Source organism: Amycolatopsis sp. NPDC049253, from assembly GCF_040678995.1.
Classification (GTDB): Bacteria; Actinomycetota; Actinomycetes; order Mycobacteriales; family Pseudonocardiaceae; genus Amycolatopsis.
Window position 1 is genome coordinate 83,034 of record NZ_JBFAQX010000013.1, and the last position, 18,774, is coordinate 101,807.

The following is an 18,774-nucleotide window of genomic DNA, read 5'->3' on the forward strand; positions in this document are numbered from 1 at the left end:
CCGCTCAGACGTGTGGGTGGATCAGCGGAACAGCTTGCGGACCAGCAACGCCAGGATCAACGCCCCGACGCCGATGAGCGGGTACTTGACCTTGGGGTCGTCCAGCTTCGCGCGGATGCCGTTCTTGGCCTGGTCCGCGAGCTTCTGGGGGTTGGCCTTGGTGCCCAGCTGGTCGAGCGTCGCCGCCAGCGCCGTCCTGGCCTGCTCGATCTCACGCTCGATGGTCTCGGGGTCGCGAGCCACGTGCCCTCCTCGCCGCGTCGGACTGTAGGCGCCCACGTTAGAGGACGACACCCCCACCACGGCCACTGGCCACGCCGAGCCACCCCGAACGTGGCGCGCGCTACGATTCCCCCGGCTTTCCCGGGGCCGTAGCCCAATTGGCAGAGGCACACGGTTTAGGTCCGTGCCAGTGAGAGTTCGAGTCTCTCCGGCCCCACAATCCCCCAGTATCGGTAGCCCCTTCGAGTCTCTTCACCTGCTGATTTGCGACTCGAAGGGGTTGCCGGCCGGAACGCGCGAAGCGTGACACGACACGAACATCGCGCCGGGCGAGTCTCCTCGGTCCGAGGAGCACCTCCTGCCTCACCGGGCTGGTTGTGCGCCTGGCCGGGCGCGAGTTCTGTGGTCCCGCATCGCCTCATATCCGTCCCAATCGGCCGCTCACAGCAGCTGGTGAACACGACCAGCTTCTCGTCGCCTCCTGCACCGCACACCGCGACGCCACACCCACCCTTGTGGCAGAGGAGATCACGACGGTGCGGCTGCGGGACCTGGCGCTACGGCTTCCGAGAAACCCACCGGCTCCGACAGACCACGACACGGATCGAACTGGACTTCGCCACCCAGATCGGCGAGCACGGGATCTTCGTCACCGGTCTGATCACCGTGCAGTGGCCGGCATCCATCACCGCGAGCCCCACCGAACCAGATCCGCAACCCGACTTGGGATGACCTGCAAAAGGGGAGAAGGGCCGCGCGGGCACCGACCCTTCTCGATCGTTGCAGGCTGGGACGAGATCAAACACCACCATCGCCGGGGGCGAGGCCGTGCGCGCGACAGGACTGCTGATCACCGGGGTCCGGCGTCACCGGCGTAGACGAGCAACCGCTGCCGAGCACGAGCCGCCGGTGCACCGGGCGCGAGGGCTACAAGCCGCACGCGCACTGCCCGAGGGTGAACGGCCGCGGCCTTGATGACGATCTCAGGACCCTCAACCAAGATCGACGAGTTCGGATTGCGTTGTGTTACGCCCACACCCCGAACGCATCGGTAGCCGGCGCACTGTGGCCAACCCGTGGATTCCCCGGTGACGGGCTACTACGCCGCAACGTCCACCGGGGCTGGCGCGGACCCGGTCGCTCGCAGACCGGCGGCCGCCGAGGCAAGGCCTTCTTGATCTTCGCCCACCCCCGATCCCGCTCTGCACAGGGGGTCTTCGCGGCTCTCGACCGCCACGGCGACCCGGCCGCGCCCACGCGAAGCTCGGCGTGACTTCGTTTTCCCGGCCGTGTGACCGAGGTCAGGTGAGCGCGTCGTCGCGATTGACAGTCCGTCCTGTTGTGCAACTAAACTCGTCAGACCGCTGCGAGCCCGCAGAGTTGCGAAGGGAGCCGGCACCGATGACGGACGCGCCCTCCCGCGAGAACCCGCTCGGGGTCCTCGTGGAAGCCGAAGGTTTCGACGACCACGGTGGCTGGACGGTCGACTCGCAGTTCGAGTCCGAAATGGGGTCGCCGTACCTGCTCGCGCACGGTCTCGGGCGGCCGGTCGCCGACGCGGCCACGACGATCGCCGTGCCCGAGGACGGCCGGTACCACGTGTGGGTCCGCACGAAGGACTGGGTGCCCGACCACCACCCGGGACGGTTCGCCCTCACCGTGAACGGGACCCGGCTGGATGCGGAGTTCGGGGCGCACGGCCGGGACTGGTCCTGGCAGCCTGGCGGCACCGTCGAGCTCCGCCGCGGCGAAGTGCGGCTGGCGCTGCACGACCTGACCGGCTTCGACGGGCGCTGCGACGCGATTTTCCTGGGCCTGACCGGCGAACCGCCACCCGACGAGGCTCCACGCCCGTGGCGCAAGCAGCTGCTCGGACTGCCGCCCGAGCCGGGTGACCGCGGCGAGTTCGACGTCGTTGTGGTCGGCGGCGGAGTCACCGGGTGCGCCGCGGCGCTCGCGGCCGCACGGCTGGGCTGCCGGGTCGCGCTGCTCCAGGACCGGCCCCTGCTCGGCGGCAACGCCAGCAAGGAAATCGGCCTCACCCCGCAGGGCAGGCCGGCGCCGCTGATCATCGAGCTCGTCGAGCGCTCCGACGACGGGGACCTGCACGCGGCGAAGGTCTTCGATACCGAGCCGAACGTCTCGGTGTTCCTGGAACACCGGGTGTTCGACGCGAGGTCCGACGGCTCACGGATCACCTCGGTCGACGCCCGGGACGCGCGCACCGGCGCCGAGTCGCGGTACCGGGCGCCGGTGTTCATCGACTGCACCGGTACCGCGATCCTCGGCCTGCTCACCGGAGCCCGGACCCTCTTCGGGCAAGAAGCCCGGAGCGAGTTCGGCGAACCGCTCGCGCCGCGAAAACGGGTCGCGTCGCACCACGGCAACACGTTGTTCTTCCGCACCCACCTGGCCGACGCCCCGGTCGGCTTCCCCGACGTGCCGTGGGCGCGGAAGGTGGCGAAGGACTTCGCCAAGCTCACGGGGCAGGTCGCGCGGCCCGGAGTCGACAACCACCCCGGCCCCATCGCCGGCAACAGCCTGAAAGCGCAGTTCGCCAGGACGGCCGAAAAGGGCGCGCCGTACCGGAAAACAGTCGGCAAGGTGATGCGCAAGCTTCCGGACCGGCTGCGCGCCCGCCTGACCATGGGCCGGTTCCCCGGCACGCACTTCTGGGAGTACGGCCAGCGGCTCGATCCGTACACCAGTGGCGAGCACGTCCGCGATCACCTGCTCTGCGCCCTGTACGGCACGCTGGCCAACATCAAGGACCGAGAGCCGGTGACCTACGCCAACCTGGAGTTCGACTGGGTCGCCCACGTCACGGCCAAGGGCGAGTACCGCCGTTATCTCGGCGACTACATCCTCACCGAGAACGACATCCGCGCCCACACGTCGTTCGACGACGGCGTCGTCCTGAACTCGGGTGCGTTCTGCCTGCACCACGCCGGCAACCGGAAGTACGACTTCCGCCTCAAGAACTGGACCTGGGACACCCGCGACGGGCTGCCGTACGAAGTCCCGTTCCGGTGTCTGTACTCGGCCGACATCGCGAACCTCATGATGGCGGGCAAGCACATCAGCGTCACTCACGTCGCCGGCGGTTCGACCAAGTTCATGTCCAACGGCGGCCAGCACGCGATCGCGACCGCGGCCGCCGCCTTCCTCTGCAAGAAACACGGGACCACGCCTCGCGGCGTGTATGAGAAGCATCTGCCGGAGCTGCGCGAAGTGGTGGGCCGGCTGACCGATGACCAGCCTCAGGGCTGACGCGCGGAACGCACCCGGGCGCCCTCGAGGAGCCGGCAACTCCTCGAGGGCGCCGCGAGGTCAGAGCGTGGGGTGCTGGTCCCGCACCGGGCTCAGCGTTTCCAGCACTGAGGCGAGGTGCAGGATGGTCGACTCCGCGTGCCAGGAGGCGGCCAGCTGCACGCCGATCGGCAAGCCGTCGGTGGTCGTGCCGAACCGCATGGACAGGGCCGGGAGCCCGGTGAGGTTGAACGGCACCGTCGTCGACATGACGTGGAAGATGCTGAGCGTCTTGCCGTCGAGGGTGAGTTCCGTGGTCCCGTGCCGGTGCGCGGGCACTGTCGTCACCGGGAGCAGCAGTGCGTCGTACTGCTGGAAGTACGACGCGAATCCGTCGCGGAGGCGCTCGATGCCCTGCTCGGCCGAGACGTAGTCCTTGATGGCCGTCGCGGGGGCGTCGCGCATGAACTTGGTGGCCATGAACATCTGGTCCTCGTGCCCGGCGGTCGCGTCGGCGTAGGCCGGTTTCACCTCCATGACGTGCTGGAGGTTGAACAGCTCGAGGGGGGTGTCGCGCTCGATAGCCGGGATGCTCACGGCGTCGACCTGCGCCCCGGCGCCGCGCAGTGCTTCGGCGGCCGCCGCGACGGTTGCCGCGACCTCGGGGTCGACCGGGCCGAGCCCGGAGTCGACCAGCCAGCCGACGCGCACGGGCCGGGTCGGCGCCGTGCCCAGGCCGGCGTCGAACGCGGCCGGGACGGTGGAGGAGAACCCGTCGGCACCGTCGGGTCCGGCGAGGAACGAGTAGGCCAGGGCGAGGTCGCGGACAGTGCGGGCCATCGGGCCGACGTGCCAGTCACGGCGCGGTTCACGGGGCCAGGCACCCGTCATCGGGATGCGCCCGTGCGTGGGCTTGAGGGCGGCGATGCCGGTGTTGGCGGCCGGGCCGCGCACCGAGATGGCCAGGTCGCTGCCGAGCCCGATCGGCGACATGCCGGACGCGATCGCCCCCGCCTCCCCGCCGCTCGAACCGCCGGCCGTGCGGTTGAGGTCCCAGGGGTTGTTCGTGTCGCCCGTCAGGAGGTTGTCGGAATCGACCGCGTAGGAGAACTCCGGGAGGTTGGTCTTCGCCAGCAGGACTCCGCCGGCGTTCTTCAACCGCGCCACCGCGGTGGCGTCCGTGGCCGGGACACGGCCCGCGAAGATCGGCGAACCGCGCTGGGTGAGCACCCCGGCGGTGTCGAACGAGTCCTTCACCGTGAAGGGCACGCCGTGCAGCGGCCCGACCTCGACCCCGGACGCGAGCTGGGCGTCCGCTGCCTTCGCGGCCTCCAGGGCACCTTCGGCCAACGTGACGATGGCGTTGACCTTCGGGTTGGTGGCCTCGATGCGGTCGAGGTGCGCCTGCACCACCTCGACGGAGGAGACCTTCTTGGTGCGGATCAGCTCCGCGAGTTCGGTCGCGTCGGACCGGGTGAGCTCGGTGGACATGATTTCCTCTCCTAGACCGGTCTACTTCATTAGACCGGTCTACTCCATATCTCGCCCGAGACCGACGTCTCAGGGAGTTCGGTTGGTCAGACGTGCAGGACCTGGCGCGTGACCGCCATGGCGCGGTCGAGCTGGCCGGGGTTGCCGTGGATCTTCGCGATCATGCTCGCCCCGAGCCACAGGTCGTAGAGGCTCTCCGCCGTCGCACGCGGACTGTCGTCGACGGACACGGACCCGTCCGCGACACCGTCGGTGATCATCCGCTCCAGCCGGTCGACGATCGCCGTGGTCCCGGCCTTCGTCGTGACCCGCATCGCTTCCGACAGGTCGGCGATCTCCGCACCCAGCTTGACCACCAGGCACCCGCCCTGGCAGTTGTCCGCGGCCTGCGTGTCGTAGAAGTACTGCCAGTACTGCATCAGGTGCTCGCCCGAGGTCTTCGCCGTGTCGGCGACGATCCGGTCCATGGTGGCGAAGTAATCGTCGAAGTAGCTCTTCATCATCGCCTCGCCGAAGGCGTCCTTGGACTCGAAGTGGTGGTAGAACGACCCCTTCGGCACCCCGGCGTCGGCGAGCACCTCGTTGATACCGACCGCGGCATACCCCTTCGCCAGGACGATCCGGCGAGCGGTGTCCAGGATGCTCTGGCGTGTTTCCGTCTTGGTGGTCGGCATGGCATGACCGTAGCAGCTGATTAGACCGGTCGTCTAGAGGGTCTTACGGACGCCCCTCTGAGCGTTGCCCGACGGTGTGCCCCACGGCGAAGAGGTCCGTGCTCCGGCACGTTCAGGTCCACAAAGGAGGGACGAGTTCCGCGTCGTGCCCGTAGATCCAGGCGTTCGCGGCCAGCGGGTCCTGCCCGGACAACGACGCGTCGCGGGCTTGCTGGGCCGGTCCGTCGGGCAGGTGGTTGAGGTGAGCTCGCTCGTGCGAGACGGTCTGGAGGCGGGCGGTGCGGGTGCGGCGGGCCGACTCGTAGCGGCGCAGCGCGCGGGCCGGTTCGGTGGTGTCGGCGGCCAGGCACAGCGCGAGGGTGGCCGCGTCTTCGACCGCCTGCGCCGCGCCTTGGGCGAAGAACGGGAACATCGGGTGCGCGGCGTCGCCGAGCAAGGTCGCGGGGCCGTGGCTCCACTGCGCGAGCGGTGCGCGGTCCAGCAGCGCCCAGCGGCCCGGGGTGCCGGCGGCGGCGATCAGCTCGCGCAGGCGCGGGTCCCAGCCGTCGAACTCGGCGGCGAACTCCGCGTGGGTCGCGGTGGCGGTCCAGGACTCGACGACGTCCTCACCGGCCGGGGCGAACGCGACGATGTTGATGAGCTCGCCCGCCGAGATCGGGTAGTGGACGAGGTGGTGGCCGGGGCCGAGCCAGAGCGTGTGGGCCTTGCGCAGCGCGAACGCGGGCGCCGCGGCGGCCGGCACGAGGGCGCGGAAGGCGCACAGGCCGGAGAACGTCGCGGGCGACGGGCCGAGCAGGGCGTTGCGGATCGTCGAGTGCACGCCGTCGGCTCCGATCACGACATCGGCGGTCGTGGTGGTGCCGTCGGCGAACGACAGGACCGCGCGGTCGTCGGCGATCTCGACGCCGACGCACTTCGCGCCGAGCCGGAGCGCGGCCGGCGGCACCGCGGCCTGGACGACGCTCAGCAAGTCGGCCCGGTGCACGGTGTACGTGCGCTCGCCGTAGAGCCGTTCGCACGACTCGGCGAGGTTCTCCGCGGACAGCACGCTCCCGTCCGCCCAGCGCCGGAACTCCCACCCGACGTCGATCGCCACCGCTCGCGCGAGCAGTTCGTCCAGGACACCGAGGCGGCGCAGCAGGCGCACCAGGTTCGGGCCGGCGACGAGCCCCGCCCCGACCTCGCCCAGCTCGGCGGCCTGCTCGTAGACCGTGCACGCCAGCCCCGCCCGCGCGAGGAACGCGGCGGTGGCCAGTCCCCCGATTCCCCCTCCGACGACGGCGATCCGCAGTTCGGGCACCGGCGTTCCCTCCTTGTCTCGGGTACCGGTGAGCATGACCGCGCACGAGGCCGTCCAGGAACGGCGATGTTCGTCCAATGGACATCGCCGTAGGCTGCGAGCACCATGCCCCGCACGAACGAACCCGGCCGCAGCGTCAGCTCGCGGCTGTTGCGGGTGCTGTTCACGTTCACGCCCGAGGACAGCGCCCTGACCCTCGCGGACCTGACCCACCGCACGGGGCTCCCCCACGCGACGGTCCGGCGGCTCGCCCACGAGCTCCTCATCGCCGGCGCCCTCGACCGCACGCCGGACGGCCGGTTCACCGTCGGCCTGCGCCTGTGGCAGCTGGGCACCCTGGCTCCGCGGTCGGTGCCGCTGCGCACGGTCGCGCTGCCGTTCCTGGAGGACCTGCACGCCGCGCTCCGCCAGCACGTGCAGCTCGCCGTCCGCGAGGGGCACGAGGCCGTGGTGATCGAGCGCTTCTCCGCGCGCGACGCCGTCGACCTGGCCTCCCACGTCGGCGGGCGGCTGCCGCTGCACAGCTCGGCGGTCGGCAAGGTGCTGCTCGCGCACGCCGGCCGGACCCTGATCGAGGCCTACCTCGCGGCCGGGCCGGCGCGGTTCACCGCGCGGACCGTGACCGACCCGGCGGACCTGCGGGCCGAGCTGTCGGCCTGCCGACGGTCCGGCACCGCCACCGTGCGCGGCGAGATGACCGAAGGCGCGGACTCGGTGGGCGCCCGCATCACCGACGGCCACGGCCGCGTCGTCGCGGCACTGTCGGTCGTCGTGCGCACCGGCTCGCTCGACCTGGCCACGGTCGTCGCTCCGGTGCTGGCCAGCGCGTTCAGCATCTCGCGCCGCCTGGGCTGGCGGCCCGGGCTCGACGTGCGCGACGCCGACCTCCCGCTACCGGGCTGACCACACCGGCCGGCCCTGCGAGACGTCAGTGCGCAACCCGGTACCGTGCCGTACCGATGACCGCCAACCTCGCCCGTCCGGTGCTGTCCGGCAGCCGTGCCGCCGTGCGGGAGAACTGGGTCGGGCGGCAGGTGCGGCTGCGCGAGATCCGTCCCGACGACCGGCGGGCCCTCGTCGGGTTCGATCGCGACGGCGGTGGTGGTTACCGGCACTGGGCAACGCATCGCGCGGAAGTGGCCGGGTCCGGCGGAGATCGCCACCTGGCGATCGAGACGCTGCACGGCCGCGCGCTCGTCGGGTCGATCTGGGTCCGGACGGACCCCGCGGCGAGCCGGTTCAGCTACGGCGTCGGGATCGGCGCGCAGCACCGGCGCTGCGGGTACGCCGAAGACGCCGTCACGACGCTGCTCGCCACGATGTTCGGGCCGGGCGGCTACCGCAAGTGCGAGGTCAGCGTGCACGGCCGCAACTTCGCCTCGCTCGCCCTGCACGCCCGGCTCGGGTTCCGCGAAGAAGGCCGGGTGCGCGACACCGAGGCACTCCACGGACAGATCACGTACCCGGTGCTGATGGGCCTCACCGCCGACACGTTCGCCGCCCGGCGCCTGGACAGCGCCGACAGCCCTTGGACGGGCCGGCACTCGCGAACCCGGCGACGGGGACGCCACTGGCGGACTCGCGTGCGGTACTGAGCCCGGCCGCCGTCGGACGGCGACCGGGCCGGCAACCACGTCAGCGGCCGCCCGTGTCCACGAGGCAAATCTGCTGCGTAGTGTCGCGTTGACCCCCGACCGCATTGCGGTCCGTGACGAAAGCCACGAGGCCGGCGGACACCGCGGGGTAGGTCGCGTTGCCCGGTTTCGTGAGCTGGACCGGCGCCGCCCAGCCGGCCGGCGTGAGGCGCGACGTGAAGACCTTCCAGCGCCAGTCCGTGGCGCGGGAGTCGTACCAGACGGCGCGAACGGTGCCGTCCGGGTCGTGGCTCAGGCGGGGCCGCTGGCTCATCGCGGCCGGCTCCAGGGCGAACGGCGTGGCCGCCGACCACGTCCGGCCGTCGGCGGAGCGGGCCGAGCGCAGGGACAGGTTCGCGCCCGAGCTCTGCAAAGCGCCGCTGTCCCACGCGACGACGAAGGCGCCCGAGTGGTCGACGGCCGCGCTCGGGTGGCGGTCGGCGCGGTCGGTGGTGGCGCTGACCTGGGCCGAAGCGCCCCAGCCGCCACGGGTGCCCGCCCTGGTGGCGGCGAGGATCTGCCAGTTGTCCGGGTCCGTGCCCCCCGACGCGGCCTGGCCGGCGGGCGGTGTGTGGCCCGTCCACAGTGGATCCGGGTCGTACCGGTCGTCCTGCCACGCAACGAGAATGCGGTCACCGTGGCCCACCGCGACCGTCGGGAACACCGAAGCCGGGTAACGCGGCGAGCGCGCGTCGGCCGCGCGGTTGCCGGCGCTCACCGTCTTGCCCGCGGCCGAGAGGTTGACCGGCTTCGGGTCGACGCCGACCACCTGGGCGTAGACGTCGAACGCGCCGCCGGAGTTGTCGGCCCAGGTGACGACGGGCTGTCCGCCGGAAAGCAGCGCGATCGCCGGGTGCACGGCGCGGCCGGTGCCGGCGTCGAGCCGTTGCGCGGGTCCGAAGAGCAGGCCGCCGGTGCTGCTGTGGCGCAGGTAGATCGCCGGGCGGTGCGGCTGCTCGTGGCCGCGCTCGTCCTGCCAGACCACCCACACGTCGCGCCCGGAAGCGGCGACGCGCGGCGCCGTGGCCGTGCCCGAACCGCTGGAGAGCTCGACCTCGAACAGACCGAAGCCGCGGCGGTCCACGCGCTTGTAGACGATCCGGCTGCGGCCGTCGGAGTGCCGCTGCGCGACCACGTGCACGTCGTTGCCGGTGACCGCGACGTCGGCGAACCCTGTGAACTCACCGGTCCCGCCGAGCACCGCCGTCGCGTTGTCGTGCCCGGCTTGCATGGCGGGCAACGGGATCTCCGGCGTGGGTGTGGCCACGCGGCCGACGGAGACGAACACCGGCGACGTCGCCGCGCGCAGCTGGTCGGGCAGCGTCGGGTCGGCGTCGGCGCCGGACGCGCTGCCGGGCGAGCGCACCTCGGCGCGGAACCACACGTGGTCGCCGGACAGGCTCAACGGCAGAGTGCGTGTGTCGTCGTTCCCCCGCACGGTGGTGTCCAGCAGGGCCTCGGCGGAGCGGCCCGGCGTGCCGTACACGAGCAGGCGCGTCCCGGCACCCTGGCGGACCCGCACGCGCAGCGACGCGCGCCGCGGCAGCTTCCGCGAACGGACCACCGTCTCGTCGCCGCCGATGGCCTCGAACCGGCCGTCACCGTCGAGGTCGGCCTCGATCGTCACGAACGGTCCCGACACGCCGGAGGACACGGTCGTCCGGCCGGCCTTCAGCGCGTCGAGGATCGAGCGGACACTGCGGTCGCCGGCGAACACGCGCGTGGCCGGCTGGCCGGGGCCCGCGATGTCCCACAGCTCACGGAAGTGGCAGTCGCTCGCGGCCGTGACGCCCGTGACGTAGCCGCGGTTCCAGCGCGTCTCGGCGAAGTCCAGCTGCGCATCGGGGTTCGTCGAGACGTTGAGCACCTCGATGTTGTGGATGCCCTGCACGCTGGCGTTGTCGTTGGGGCCGCCCGCGGCACTGTACTCACCGTCGTCGGGGTGCGCGATGTGCCACACCGCGTCCTGCGACCGAGCGTCCCAGATGGACTGCTGCACGTGCCGGAACGCCGCCGAGCCGGGCGGGTTCGCGCCGTCCACGACGTTGTCCACCGCGCCGAGCACGATCGCGTGCGGCGAGCCGTTGGCCTCTTCGCCGGGGATCAGCAGCAGCCGGTCCGACGTCCACTGTGGATCCCAGTGCTGGTCGTACGTGCGGTGGTCGGTCAGCGGTAGGAAGTCCAGCCCGGTCTTCTCCGCCTGGCCGATCTGGTCACCGACGGGCAGGTTGCCCGGCAGCGCCTGCTTCGACGTCTGGCGCGGCAGGCTGCCGTCGGACGAGTGATCGTCGTGCACGTGCGTGTCGCCGACGAGCCACTGGCCCTGGGGTTCGCCACTGCCGAAGGGAAACCCGCCGAACGGGAGTCCCTGGGTCGCGGCGACGGCCGGCGTGGCCACGAGGCCGGACGCCGCGACCGCGCCGCCCGCCACGATGAACTGTCTTCGAGTGAGGCCCATCTCTGTCCTTCTTCCGGGCACCGGAACCGCTCGGGCGCCGGTGGAACTCAAGGGAGGGAAATCCCGTGCACGACACCGTTCTGGTCGCCGGCCACGAGCGTCCGGCCGTCGATCACCGGCCGGCCGAAGGTGTAGACGAGGCTCTGCTGCAGCCAGCCCAGCCGGGCACCGTCGGCGAGCCGCACGCCGATCACCTTGCCGTCGACGGTCAGCACCCACGCCGTGCCGTCGCTGATCGCGACGCCGGCGTTGAACACGCGCAGCGCGAGGTTGGTCGTCCACAACGGCTTCCCCGTGGCGAGGTCCACGAGGGTCAGCACGCCCCACTCGGTGGTCAGCAGCACACTGGTGCCGACGATCAGCGGAGGCGCGTACATGGCGCTGCCGGCCACCGTCCAGCGCAGCGCACCCGTGGCCCGGTCCAGCGCGAGCGCACTCGACACGGTGGCGACGACGACCACGTCACCCCCGAGCGCCACCACGGTGTCCCACCCGCTGTACAGCGCGACGTGGTTCTCGACACCCGAGACCATCTGGTACGCCCACAGTTCCTTGCCCGTGCGCGCGTCGTGCGCCCGGGCGTAACCGTCGGCCGCCGAGGTGTACACGCGCTCGCCGTCGCTCGCGGCCTGGCCGGAGGAGAACCCGCGCGCGGGCACGGACCAGCGGCGGCGGCCGTCGGTGCCGACCGCGAACAACGCCTGCCCGGCGGAGAACACGACCTGCTCGTGTCCGTCCACAGTGGAGACCAGAGGCGCGCTGACGACCGGGGTCTTGGCGTCGAACGCCCACACCCGCCGGCCATTCCGGACATCCAGCGCGTACAGGTGGTGGTCGGCCGAGGGGACGAAAGCCAGCGTCCCGCTCACCGCCGGACGCCGGTACACCGGGCCGAGCTGCGTACGCCACTCGCGGTGGCCGCCGCGCCGCAATGCGGTCACCTCACCGGCCGACGAAGCCGCGAGCACGAGACCGCTGCGCGCGTCCGCGAGGGTCACGCCGCCCTGCACGGAACCCGAAAGCTGCTGCTGCCACCGGCCGACCGGGTCACCGGCCACCGCGGGCACCGTGAACAGGGCGACCTGCTCCCACCAGCTGCCGTCGGCCGCATTGACGCGCACCTGAAGCCGCTGCCGTCCCGGCGCCAGCGCCGAGACGTCGACGCTGCCGGTCCAGCGGTCGCCCGAACCGGCGAGCGGCGACCACGCGCCGGGGCTCGTGCCGCCGAACACGGCCTGCGGGTACGGCTGCACGCCGACCTGCTGCGTGGCCGAAGCGCGCACCTCGACCGGCAGCGAACCACCGGAGACCTTGCCCACGTGGACGTATCGCGGCCGCTGCTCGCGCCCCTGCCCGCCGCCGGTCAGCGGCACCGTCGCGAACGGCGCCTCGGTGTCGGCCCCGTCCGCGGCGACGGTCACGCGCCGCACGTCGAGCACGGCGGTGCCGTCGGCGGCCGTCGTCTGCTCGGCCCAGTAGTAGATCGGGCCGTTGCGCACGGCGTTCAGCGTCACCTGCGTGAGCCCGTTGAACCGGGTGACGTCCTCGCGGTGCACGTGGCCCGCGATGACACCGCGCAGGTTGTGCTCCGCCAGCACGTCGAGCACCGCCGGCTGGTCGTCGACGTAGTAGAACTGGTTGCCGAACGGGAAGTGCTGGAACAGCACCACCGGCGTGTCCCGGTGCACCTGGCGCAGGTCGCGCTCGAGCCAGTCGAGGCCGGCGGGCCCGTAGTGCCCGGGCTCCTGCAGCACCTGCGTCGGGTCGAAGCCGACGAAGTGCACACCGCCGGCGTCGAACGAGTACGGCGTCGGGCCGAAGTGGCTGTGGAACTCCTCCTTGGCCGACGGGTCCCACCGCGTCTCGTGGTTGCCCGGCGAGTAGTGGATCTTCCCGCGCAGCGCGGCGGGCAGCACCTTGCCGTACTGCTCGTACTCGTCGGGCAGGCCGGTGTCGGTGATGTCGCCGCAGTGCAGCACGAGGTCCGGGTCGCGGCGCGCGATCGAGGCGTACACCTGCGTGAGCCACGTGGTCGACTGCGGGCTCGTGGTGTTCACGTGCGTGTCGGACACGGCGGCGAACTTCAGGCGATGCCCCGGCTGATCCGGCCGCCCGGGCGCGGCGTCCGCCGGCGCGGCGCCCAGCAGCGTGGCCAGCGCCGGTGCCGCCACCGCCCCCGCGGCAAGCCCGAAGAACGCCCTTCGGTGCAGTCCGTCGTGGCGGCAGGGCTCGTCGACCATCAGGTTCCTCCATTCGTGAAGCTGAACCTGCCAACCTTCACCTGATTGGGTAACGCCGAATTGACGTACCGCCGTGGGGAGGTTGAACGCCGGACCAAGCTCTGCCGGGCCTGCGCGCGTTACTGATCCGGCCAAAAGCAGGCCGACCCCCCGCGAGGCACATAACCGTTGCTACGAAGCCATTCGGCCGTGACTGTGGTCGGATCAGTGACGATCGGCACAGTACGTGAGACTGATCGCGTTTTTGGCGCGATCCACCGACTCCTCGGCCGCCGGCCCGCCGGGGTTCTCCGTCGCCAGCGCCTGGTTCGCGGCGACGAACGGGCGCAGCCGCGTTTCGTAGGCGGCGAACGCGGTGGCGTGGTCGTCGTGGCGCGCGAGCTCGTCGGCGAGCACGTAGGCGCCGACGAGGGCGAGGCTGGTGCCCTGGCCCGAGAGCGGCGACGCGCAGTAGCCCGCGTCCCCGAGCAAGGTCACGCGGCCGGTGCTCCAGGAGTCGAGGTGGATCTGCTGCATCGCGTCGAAGTAAAAGTGGGGCGCGGTGGCCATTTCGGACAGCAGGCGCGGCACCTCCCAGCCCGCGCCGGCCAGCCGCTTCGCCACGATCTCCTTCTGCGCCGGGACATCCCGGTAGTCGTAGGACAGCGGCGCGGACGCGAACCCGAGCGTCACCCGCAGCTCGGTGTTGTCGCGCACCGGATACACGGCGCCGCCGGTTTCGCCGTCGCGGAACCACATCTGCCAGTTGTCCAGGCCGAGCAGGTTGGGTGTCGGGAAGATCGCCAGGTACTGCCCCAGGTGCTGCGCGAACCGCTCCTCCGGGCCGAACGCCAGCCGCCGGACCGCGGAGTGCAGCCCATCGGCGCCGACGACGAGGTCGAACGTGCGGAAGCCGCCGCGCTCGAACTCCACGCGCACACCGTGCTCGTCCTGCTGCAAAGCGGTGACGGAATCGTCGAAGACGTACTCGACGTCGTGCTCGGTTGCCTGGTACAGCAAGGAAATCAGGTCGTCGCGCACCAGCTCCACGTCGGCGCTGTCCAGGCGGCCGCTGCTGTAGGTGTGCTCTTCCGAGCGGAACAGCTCCGTGCCGGAACCATCCACCACGGACATTCCGCGCATCCGCGTCCGCGCCGCGCGCACCTGCTCGCCGAGGCCCATCCGGTCGACCACGTCGAGCGCGACCCCGCGCACGTCGACCGCCTGGCCGCCCTCCCGCAGGCCGGGCGAGCGCTCGACCACGGTCACGGAGAACCCGGCCCGGCGCAGCCAGTAGGCCAGTGTCGGGCCGCCGATGCCGGCGCCGGAGACGAGGACGTTGCGCATGGTTTCCTCCAGGTGTTCGTCGTATCCTTACGGACCACACACTGGCTTCGGCCAGGCAACCATGCCAAAACTGACCTAGTACAGATGGTCAGCTGTACTGGTACAGATCGGAGCCGGGGATGGCCGAGCAGCGCTACCTGGAGATCGCCGCGGAGCTGCGCCGCCGGATCACCGAAGGCGAGCTCGTACCGGGGGCGAAGGTGCCGTCGACGCGCCGGATCGCCGTCGAGTGGGGCGTCGCGACGGTCACCGCGGCCAAGGCGCTCGCGGCGCTGAGTCAGGAAGGGCTGGTGCGCGCCGAACCGCGGTCAGGCACCGTCGTCGCAGGTCGGAAGACCGAACCGAAGGCCCGCCCGCGGCCGCCGGGCCTGTCGCGCGAGCGGATCGTCCGGGCGGCCATCACGATCGCCGACGAAGAGGGCCTCGCCGCGTTGTCCATGCGGGGAGTGGCAGCGCGCCTCGGTGTCGCGGCGATGGCGCCCTACCGCTACGTCGCCGGGCGAGACGAGCTGGTGCTGCTCATGGCCGACGCGGCGTTCGGCGAACGCGGGTACCCGGCGCGGCGTTCCGGCGACTGGCGGGCACGGCTCGAGCTCACCGGCCGCACGCTGTGGTCGTTGTACCGGCGGCACCCCTGGCTCGCGCAGCTGTCGCCGATCACGCGCCCGTTGCCACTGGCCAACCTGGCCACCCACGCGGAGGAGGCACTCTCGGCGCTCGACGGCTTCGGCCTGTCCGCCACGCAGCTGTGCGACCTGCACGTGCTGTTCTTCAGCTATATCCAGGGCATCGCCATCCACCTCGAACGCGAGCGGCACGCGGCCGGCACGTCCGGGCTGACCGAGGACGAGTGGCTGGCCACGCAGGCGCCGGGCCACACGGCGATCATGGCCGGCGGGCGCCACCCCGTCTTCACGCGGATGCTCACGACGCTCGAAGAGGACGGCTACGACCTGGACCTGGACGAGCTGTTCGAGCTCGGCCTGCGCTCACTGCTCGACGGCGTCGCGCTTCGGTTGCGCTCAAGCGGGAAAACGCGCCCACCCTCGGGGTGAGGTGGGCGCGTTTTCGGACCGGGGCGTCAGTCCGCGATCTGGAGCACCACGCGGATGTTGGCCTTCGGCATGTGCTGGTAGGCCTCCTCGGCCTTCTCCAGCGGGAAGACCTCGTACACCGGCCGGATCCCGCGCAGCACGGCGAAGTTCAGCGTGTCCTCGCTGTCGCGGGCCACGCCGCTGTACCAGCCGGAGAGGTTCAGCCGGTAGTCCGCCAGCGTGTGGCCGGTGACCTGGATCGGGTTCTGGCCTTCGAGCACGATCACCTGACCGTTGGGGCGGATGCCGTTGATCAGCTCCGACTGCATCTCGGCGCGGTCGACCGTGCCGAGGATCACCGAGGCGCCGCCCATCTTCTTCAGCGACTCGCCGACGCTGCCTTCGTTGCTGTCGATGTACTCGTCCGCCCCGAGCTTGCGGGCCAGCTCTTCCTTGGCGCGGCCGCGGTTGATCGCGACGGTGCGGAAGCCCATCTTGTTGGCGAACTGGACGGCGAGGTGGCCGACGCCGCCCACGCCCTGCACGGCGACGAGATCGCCGGGGCCGGCCTTGGCGTGGCGCAGCGCGTTGAAGGCGGTGATGCCGGCGCACATCAGCGGGGAGGCCTCGGCGAACGTCAGGCCTTCGGGGATCCGGGCGACCGCGTCCTCGGGGGCGACCATGTACTCGGCGTACCCGCCGTCGAAGGACGTGCCCGTGATCGTGCGGTTCTCGCAGTTGACGAAGTCACCGCGGCGGCAGTACTCACACGTGAAGTCGACACCGCCGGACCAGCCGACCCCGACCTTGTCACCGACCTTCCACAGGGTCACGGCCTCGCCGACCGCGTCGACGACACCCGCGATCTCGTGCCCGGGCACGCGCGGCAGCTTGGTGCCGAACAGCGCCATGCGGGGGATGATCTCGCCACCGCACACGCCGCACGTGTGCACCTTCACCCGCACCTGGTTCGGCTTCGGCTCGGGGATCGGGAGTTCGACCTGCACGAACGGGCCACCCGCTTGCTGAACCTGAGCCGCGCGCATTGTCCCTGTCATTTTCTCACAATTCCTTTCGATGGTCAGTGCATTCCGCCGTCGCAGACGAGCTGCTGGCCGGTGATCAACGCGGCTTCGTCTCCGGCGAGAAACGCCGTCACACCGGCGACGTCTTCCGTGGTGCCCAGTCGCCCGATCGGGACCATTTCGATCAAACTGCGCTTGTATTCGTCGTTGGCCGGGTCGGTGAAAATCCCGGCGCCGTCGATCGGTCCGGGCACCACGGTGTTCACGGTGACGCGGCGCGGGCCGAGCTCCATCGCGAGCACCTTCACGAGGTAACCGGTGGCCACCTTGCTGGTGCCGTAGAGACCGACGCCCAGTTGCGGAACCGTCGTGGTGTTCGAGGAGATGGTGATGATGCGGCCGCCGTCGGAGATGTGGCGGGCGGCCTCGCGGAGCACGAAGTACGGACCCTTGGTGTTCACCCGGAAGAGGAGGTCGAAGTCCTCTTCGGTGACGTCCGTGACGGGGATGTTGACCTTTTCCATTCCCGCGTTGGCCACGACGATGTCGATCTTGCCGAACTCGGCGAGGGCCGCGTCGTAAAGGTCGACGATCCCGTCCACCTGAGACACATCGGCCGCGTGCACCAGTGCCTTCACACCGTGGGCCTCGGCGGCCTTTTTCACCTCTTCCGCGGCGGACGCGTCGCGGGAGTAGTTGATGACCACATCGGCGCCCTGCTCCGCCAGCCGCAGCACGATGGCCCTGCCCAGGCCTTTCGACGATCCCGTGACGAGGGCAACTTTACCGCTTAGATTCATAGGTGCTCCCCTGTGTCAATACAGATATGGTCCGGCCGGGGCGCGGGAAAGGGAAACACCGGATCCTTGTGGTTGCCACAACGAACCGTTGTGGCGAGGATCGGGCGGTGGACCTGAATCTGCGCCTGCTCAAAGCCCTCGAAGCCGTGGCCGACGAGGGCAGCATGACCCGCGCGGCCGGGCGGCTCATGATGACCCAGCAGGCGGTCAGCGGGCAGATCCGGCAGCTCGAGCGCGTGGCCGGCACCCCGCTGGTCCGGCGCCGGTCCTCCGGCGTCGAGCTCACCGCGGCGGGGCAGGTGTTCCTGAAGCAGGGGCGCGAACTCCTCACCGCGTGTTCGGCGATGGTCGCAGAGGCGCGGCTCGTGGGCTCGGGGCTGTCCGGGCGGCTGCGGATCGCGTTCAAGGCGCAGAGCACCGCGCACTTCCTGCCGGACGTCGAGTCGTCGCTGCGCCGGGTCGCGCCCGACGTGGAGGTCGAAGCCCTCGCCGTCCACACCTTGCCCGACGAGCTCGACGCCCTGGTCGCGGGCACTGCCGACGCCGCGTTCCTCTGGCTGCCCATCGGCGACGATCGCCGGTTCGTCACGCACTGGCTGCTCGACGAGCCGCGCTGGGTCGCGCTGCCGCCCGGGCACCACCTCGCCACGAGGACGTCGCTGAAGGTGTCCGACCTGGCCTGTGAGCCGATCGTCGGGCCTCGCGACGGGATGCCCGAGGCGGTGGTGAAGTTCTGGTTCATCGACCCTCGGCCCGACGGCACCCGCGCCGTCTACGGACCGCAGGGCCGGACGCCGGAGGAGTGCCTGCACCACGTGGCAGCCGGGCGCGGGTCGTGGATCGCCCCGGCGTCGACGGCCGCGTACTTCCCGTACCCGCGGCTGGTGTGGCTGCCACTGGAGGACGCGCTGCCGTTGGGGCTGGCGTTGATCTGGCTGCGGGAGAACTCGAACCCGCTGCTGGATCTGCTCCTGGCGGAGAGCAAGCGGGTGACCCGGCCGACGCCGGCGTGAGTCGGCCTGCGGGTGCGGCGAAGCCCGGCGCTCCCGTTGCGATGATCGTCGCTTGCTCGCCGGAACTGTCCTTTTCGGACTGTGGTGCCGGCCCGAGGTCGGCTCTTCCGTTCGGTTGTCGCCCAGCGTGGGGACGTCTTCCTGCCGGCCGGCTTGGCGGCGGTGATCGCGGTGCTGCTTCTTGTGCCCGCGGTGGCGGTCGCTCTGCCGGAGGCGATGCCGCGTCTCGCCGACGGGCCGGGTTGGCAGCCGGGCTACGGCGGACCAGCCGGTTGGCCGGGTGCCGGGATTCCCGGTTCGGTTCCTGG

14 protein-coding genes and 1 tRNA gene are annotated in these 18,774 nt (G+C 71.1%); 6 read left to right on the forward strand and 9 right to left on the reverse strand.

The window, feature by feature from the left end; translation table 11 throughout:
- Positions 1-21 precede the first annotated feature (21 nt).
- Complete coding sequence (locus AB0K15_RS27285) at positions 22-243, reverse strand: DUF3618 domain-containing protein (protein ID WP_285972933.1); 222 nt, start codon at positions 241-243, stop codon at positions 22-24.
- A 122-nt stretch (positions 244-365) separates the two neighbouring features.
- Between AB0K15_RS27285 and AB0K15_RS27290 the strand changes: the two genes are divergently transcribed.
- Positions 366-439, forward strand: a tRNA-Leu gene (locus AB0K15_RS27290).
- A 1,184-nt stretch (positions 440-1,623) separates the two neighbouring features.
- Positions 1,624-3,492: an FAD-dependent oxidoreductase gene (locus AB0K15_RS27295; protein ID WP_364056216.1), complete on the forward strand. Its 1,869-nt coding sequence runs from the start codon at positions 1,624-1,626 to the stop codon at positions 3,490-3,492.
- 60 nt (positions 3,493-3,552) lie between these two features.
- Here the strand turns inward: AB0K15_RS27295 and AB0K15_RS27300 are convergent, their stop codons facing one another.
- The 3 genes from AB0K15_RS27300 to AB0K15_RS27310 all read right to left on the reverse strand — a co-directional run bounded on the left by AB0K15_RS27300 (position 3,553) and on the right by AB0K15_RS27310 (position 6,936).
- A complete protein-coding gene (locus AB0K15_RS27300; RefSeq protein WP_364056219.1) occupies positions 3,553-4,962 on the reverse strand; it encodes an amidase in 1,410 nt (469 codons plus the stop codon).
- 86 nt (positions 4,963-5,048) lie between these two features.
- On the reverse strand, positions 5,049-5,636 hold the full coding sequence (locus AB0K15_RS27305) for a TetR/AcrR family transcriptional regulator (protein WP_364056222.1): 588 nt from the start codon (positions 5,634-5,636) through the stop codon (positions 5,049-5,051).
- 112 nt (positions 5,637-5,748) lie between these two features.
- Entirely contained in the window at positions 5,749-6,936 is a 1,188-nt protein-coding gene (locus AB0K15_RS27310; protein WP_364056225.1) for an FAD-dependent monooxygenase, read from the reverse strand.
- A 105-nt stretch (positions 6,937-7,041) separates the two neighbouring features.
- On the opposite strand from AB0K15_RS27310, the gene AB0K15_RS27315 reads away from it, so the two are divergent.
- Positions 7,042-7,839, forward strand: a complete 798-nt coding sequence (locus tag AB0K15_RS27315) for an IclR family transcriptional regulator (protein WP_364056228.1) — start codon at positions 7,042-7,044, stop codon at positions 7,837-7,839.
- A gap of 131 nt (positions 7,840-7,970) precedes the next feature.
- Positions 7,971-8,531, forward strand: a complete 561-nt coding sequence (locus AB0K15_RS27320) for a GNAT family protein (RefSeq protein WP_364056580.1) — start codon at positions 7,971-7,973, stop codon at positions 8,529-8,531.
- Positions 8,532-8,571: 40 nt separating this feature from the next.
- Here the strand turns inward: AB0K15_RS27320 and AB0K15_RS27325 are convergent, their stop codons facing one another.
- The 3 genes from AB0K15_RS27325 to AB0K15_RS27335 form a co-directional block, all read right to left on the reverse strand.
- Positions 8,572-11,028 (reverse strand): CehA/McbA family metallohydrolase, encoded by a 2,457-nt coding sequence (locus AB0K15_RS27325; protein ID WP_364056231.1) that lies wholly within the window; start codon positions 11,026-11,028, stop codon positions 8,572-8,574.
- Positions 11,029-11,075: 47 nt separating this feature from the next.
- Positions 11,076-13,268 (reverse strand): PQQ-binding-like beta-propeller repeat protein, encoded by a 2,193-nt coding sequence (locus AB0K15_RS27330; RefSeq protein ID WP_364056234.1) that lies wholly within the window; start codon positions 13,266-13,268, stop codon positions 11,076-11,078.
- A 204-nt stretch (positions 13,269-13,472) separates the two neighbouring features.
- Positions 13,473-14,594, reverse strand: a complete 1,122-nt coding sequence (locus AB0K15_RS27335; protein ID WP_364056236.1) for an FAD-dependent monooxygenase — start codon at positions 14,592-14,594, stop codon at positions 13,473-13,475.
- Positions 14,595-14,713: 119 nt separating this feature from the next.
- Between AB0K15_RS27335 and AB0K15_RS27340 the strand changes: the two genes are divergently transcribed.
- Positions 14,714-15,649, forward strand: coding sequence for a TetR/AcrR family transcriptional regulator C-terminal domain-containing protein (locus tag AB0K15_RS27340; protein ID WP_364056239.1), 936 nt, complete (start codon positions 14,714-14,716; stop codon positions 15,647-15,649).
- A 26-nt stretch (positions 15,650-15,675) separates the two neighbouring features.
- Here AB0K15_RS27340 and AB0K15_RS27345 read toward each other — a convergent pair whose 3' ends face one another.
- Together AB0K15_RS27345 and AB0K15_RS27350 are read right to left on the reverse strand one after the other, a co-directional pair.
- On the reverse strand, positions 15,676-16,686 hold the full coding sequence (locus tag AB0K15_RS27345) for an alcohol dehydrogenase catalytic domain-containing protein (protein WP_364056242.1): 1,011 nt from the start codon (positions 16,684-16,686) through the stop codon (positions 15,676-15,678).
- A 23-nt stretch (positions 16,687-16,709) separates the two neighbouring features.
- Positions 16,710-17,453 carry an SDR family oxidoreductase gene (locus tag AB0K15_RS27350; protein WP_364056245.1) on the reverse strand — a complete coding sequence of 248 codons (744 nt, stop codon included), beginning with the start codon at positions 17,451-17,453 and terminating at the stop codon, positions 16,710-16,712.
- Between the two features lie 107 nt (positions 17,454-17,560).
- Between AB0K15_RS27350 and AB0K15_RS27355 the strand changes: the two genes are divergently transcribed.
- Positions 17,561-18,466: a LysR family transcriptional regulator gene (locus AB0K15_RS27355; RefSeq protein WP_364056248.1), complete on the forward strand. Its 906-nt coding sequence runs from the start codon at positions 17,561-17,563 to the stop codon at positions 18,464-18,466.
- Positions 18,467-18,774: the final 308 nt, after the last annotated feature.

Coding starts and splice junctions, on each gene's coding strand:
- AB0K15_RS27295 (WP_364056216.1), top strand. CDS start 1,624: ATGACGGACGCGCCCTCCCGCGAGAACCCGCTCGGGGTCCTCGTGGAA.
- AB0K15_RS27300 (WP_364056219.1), bottom strand. CDS start 4,962: ATGTCCACCGAGCTCACCCGGTCCGACGCGACCGAACTCGCGGAGCTG.
- AB0K15_RS27305 (WP_364056222.1), bottom strand. CDS start 5,636: ATGCCGACCACCAAGACGGAAACACGCCAGAGCATCCTGGACACCGCT.
- AB0K15_RS27315 (WP_364056228.1), top strand. CDS start 7,042: ATGCCCCGCACGAACGAACCCGGCCGCAGCGTCAGCTCGCGGCTGTTG.
- AB0K15_RS27325 (WP_364056231.1), bottom strand. CDS start 11,028: ATGGGCCTCACTCGAAGACAGTTCATCGTGGCGGGCGGCGCGGTCGCG.
- AB0K15_RS27330 (WP_364056234.1), bottom strand. CDS start 13,268: ATGGTCGACGAGCCCTGCCGCCACGACGGACTGCACCGAAGGGCGTTC.
- AB0K15_RS27335 (WP_364056236.1), bottom strand. CDS start 14,594: ATGCGCAACGTCCTCGTCTCCGGCGCCGGCATCGGCGGCCCGACACTG.
- AB0K15_RS27340 (WP_364056239.1), top strand. CDS start 14,714: ATGGCCGAGCAGCGCTACCTGGAGATCGCCGCGGAGCTGCGCCGCCGG.
- AB0K15_RS27345 (WP_364056242.1), bottom strand. CDS start 16,686: ATGACAGGGACAATGCGCGCGGCTCAGGTTCAGCAAGCGGGTGGCCCG.
- AB0K15_RS27350 (WP_364056245.1), bottom strand. CDS start 17,453: ATGAATCTAAGCGGTAAAGTTGCCCTCGTCACGGGATCGTCGAAAGGC.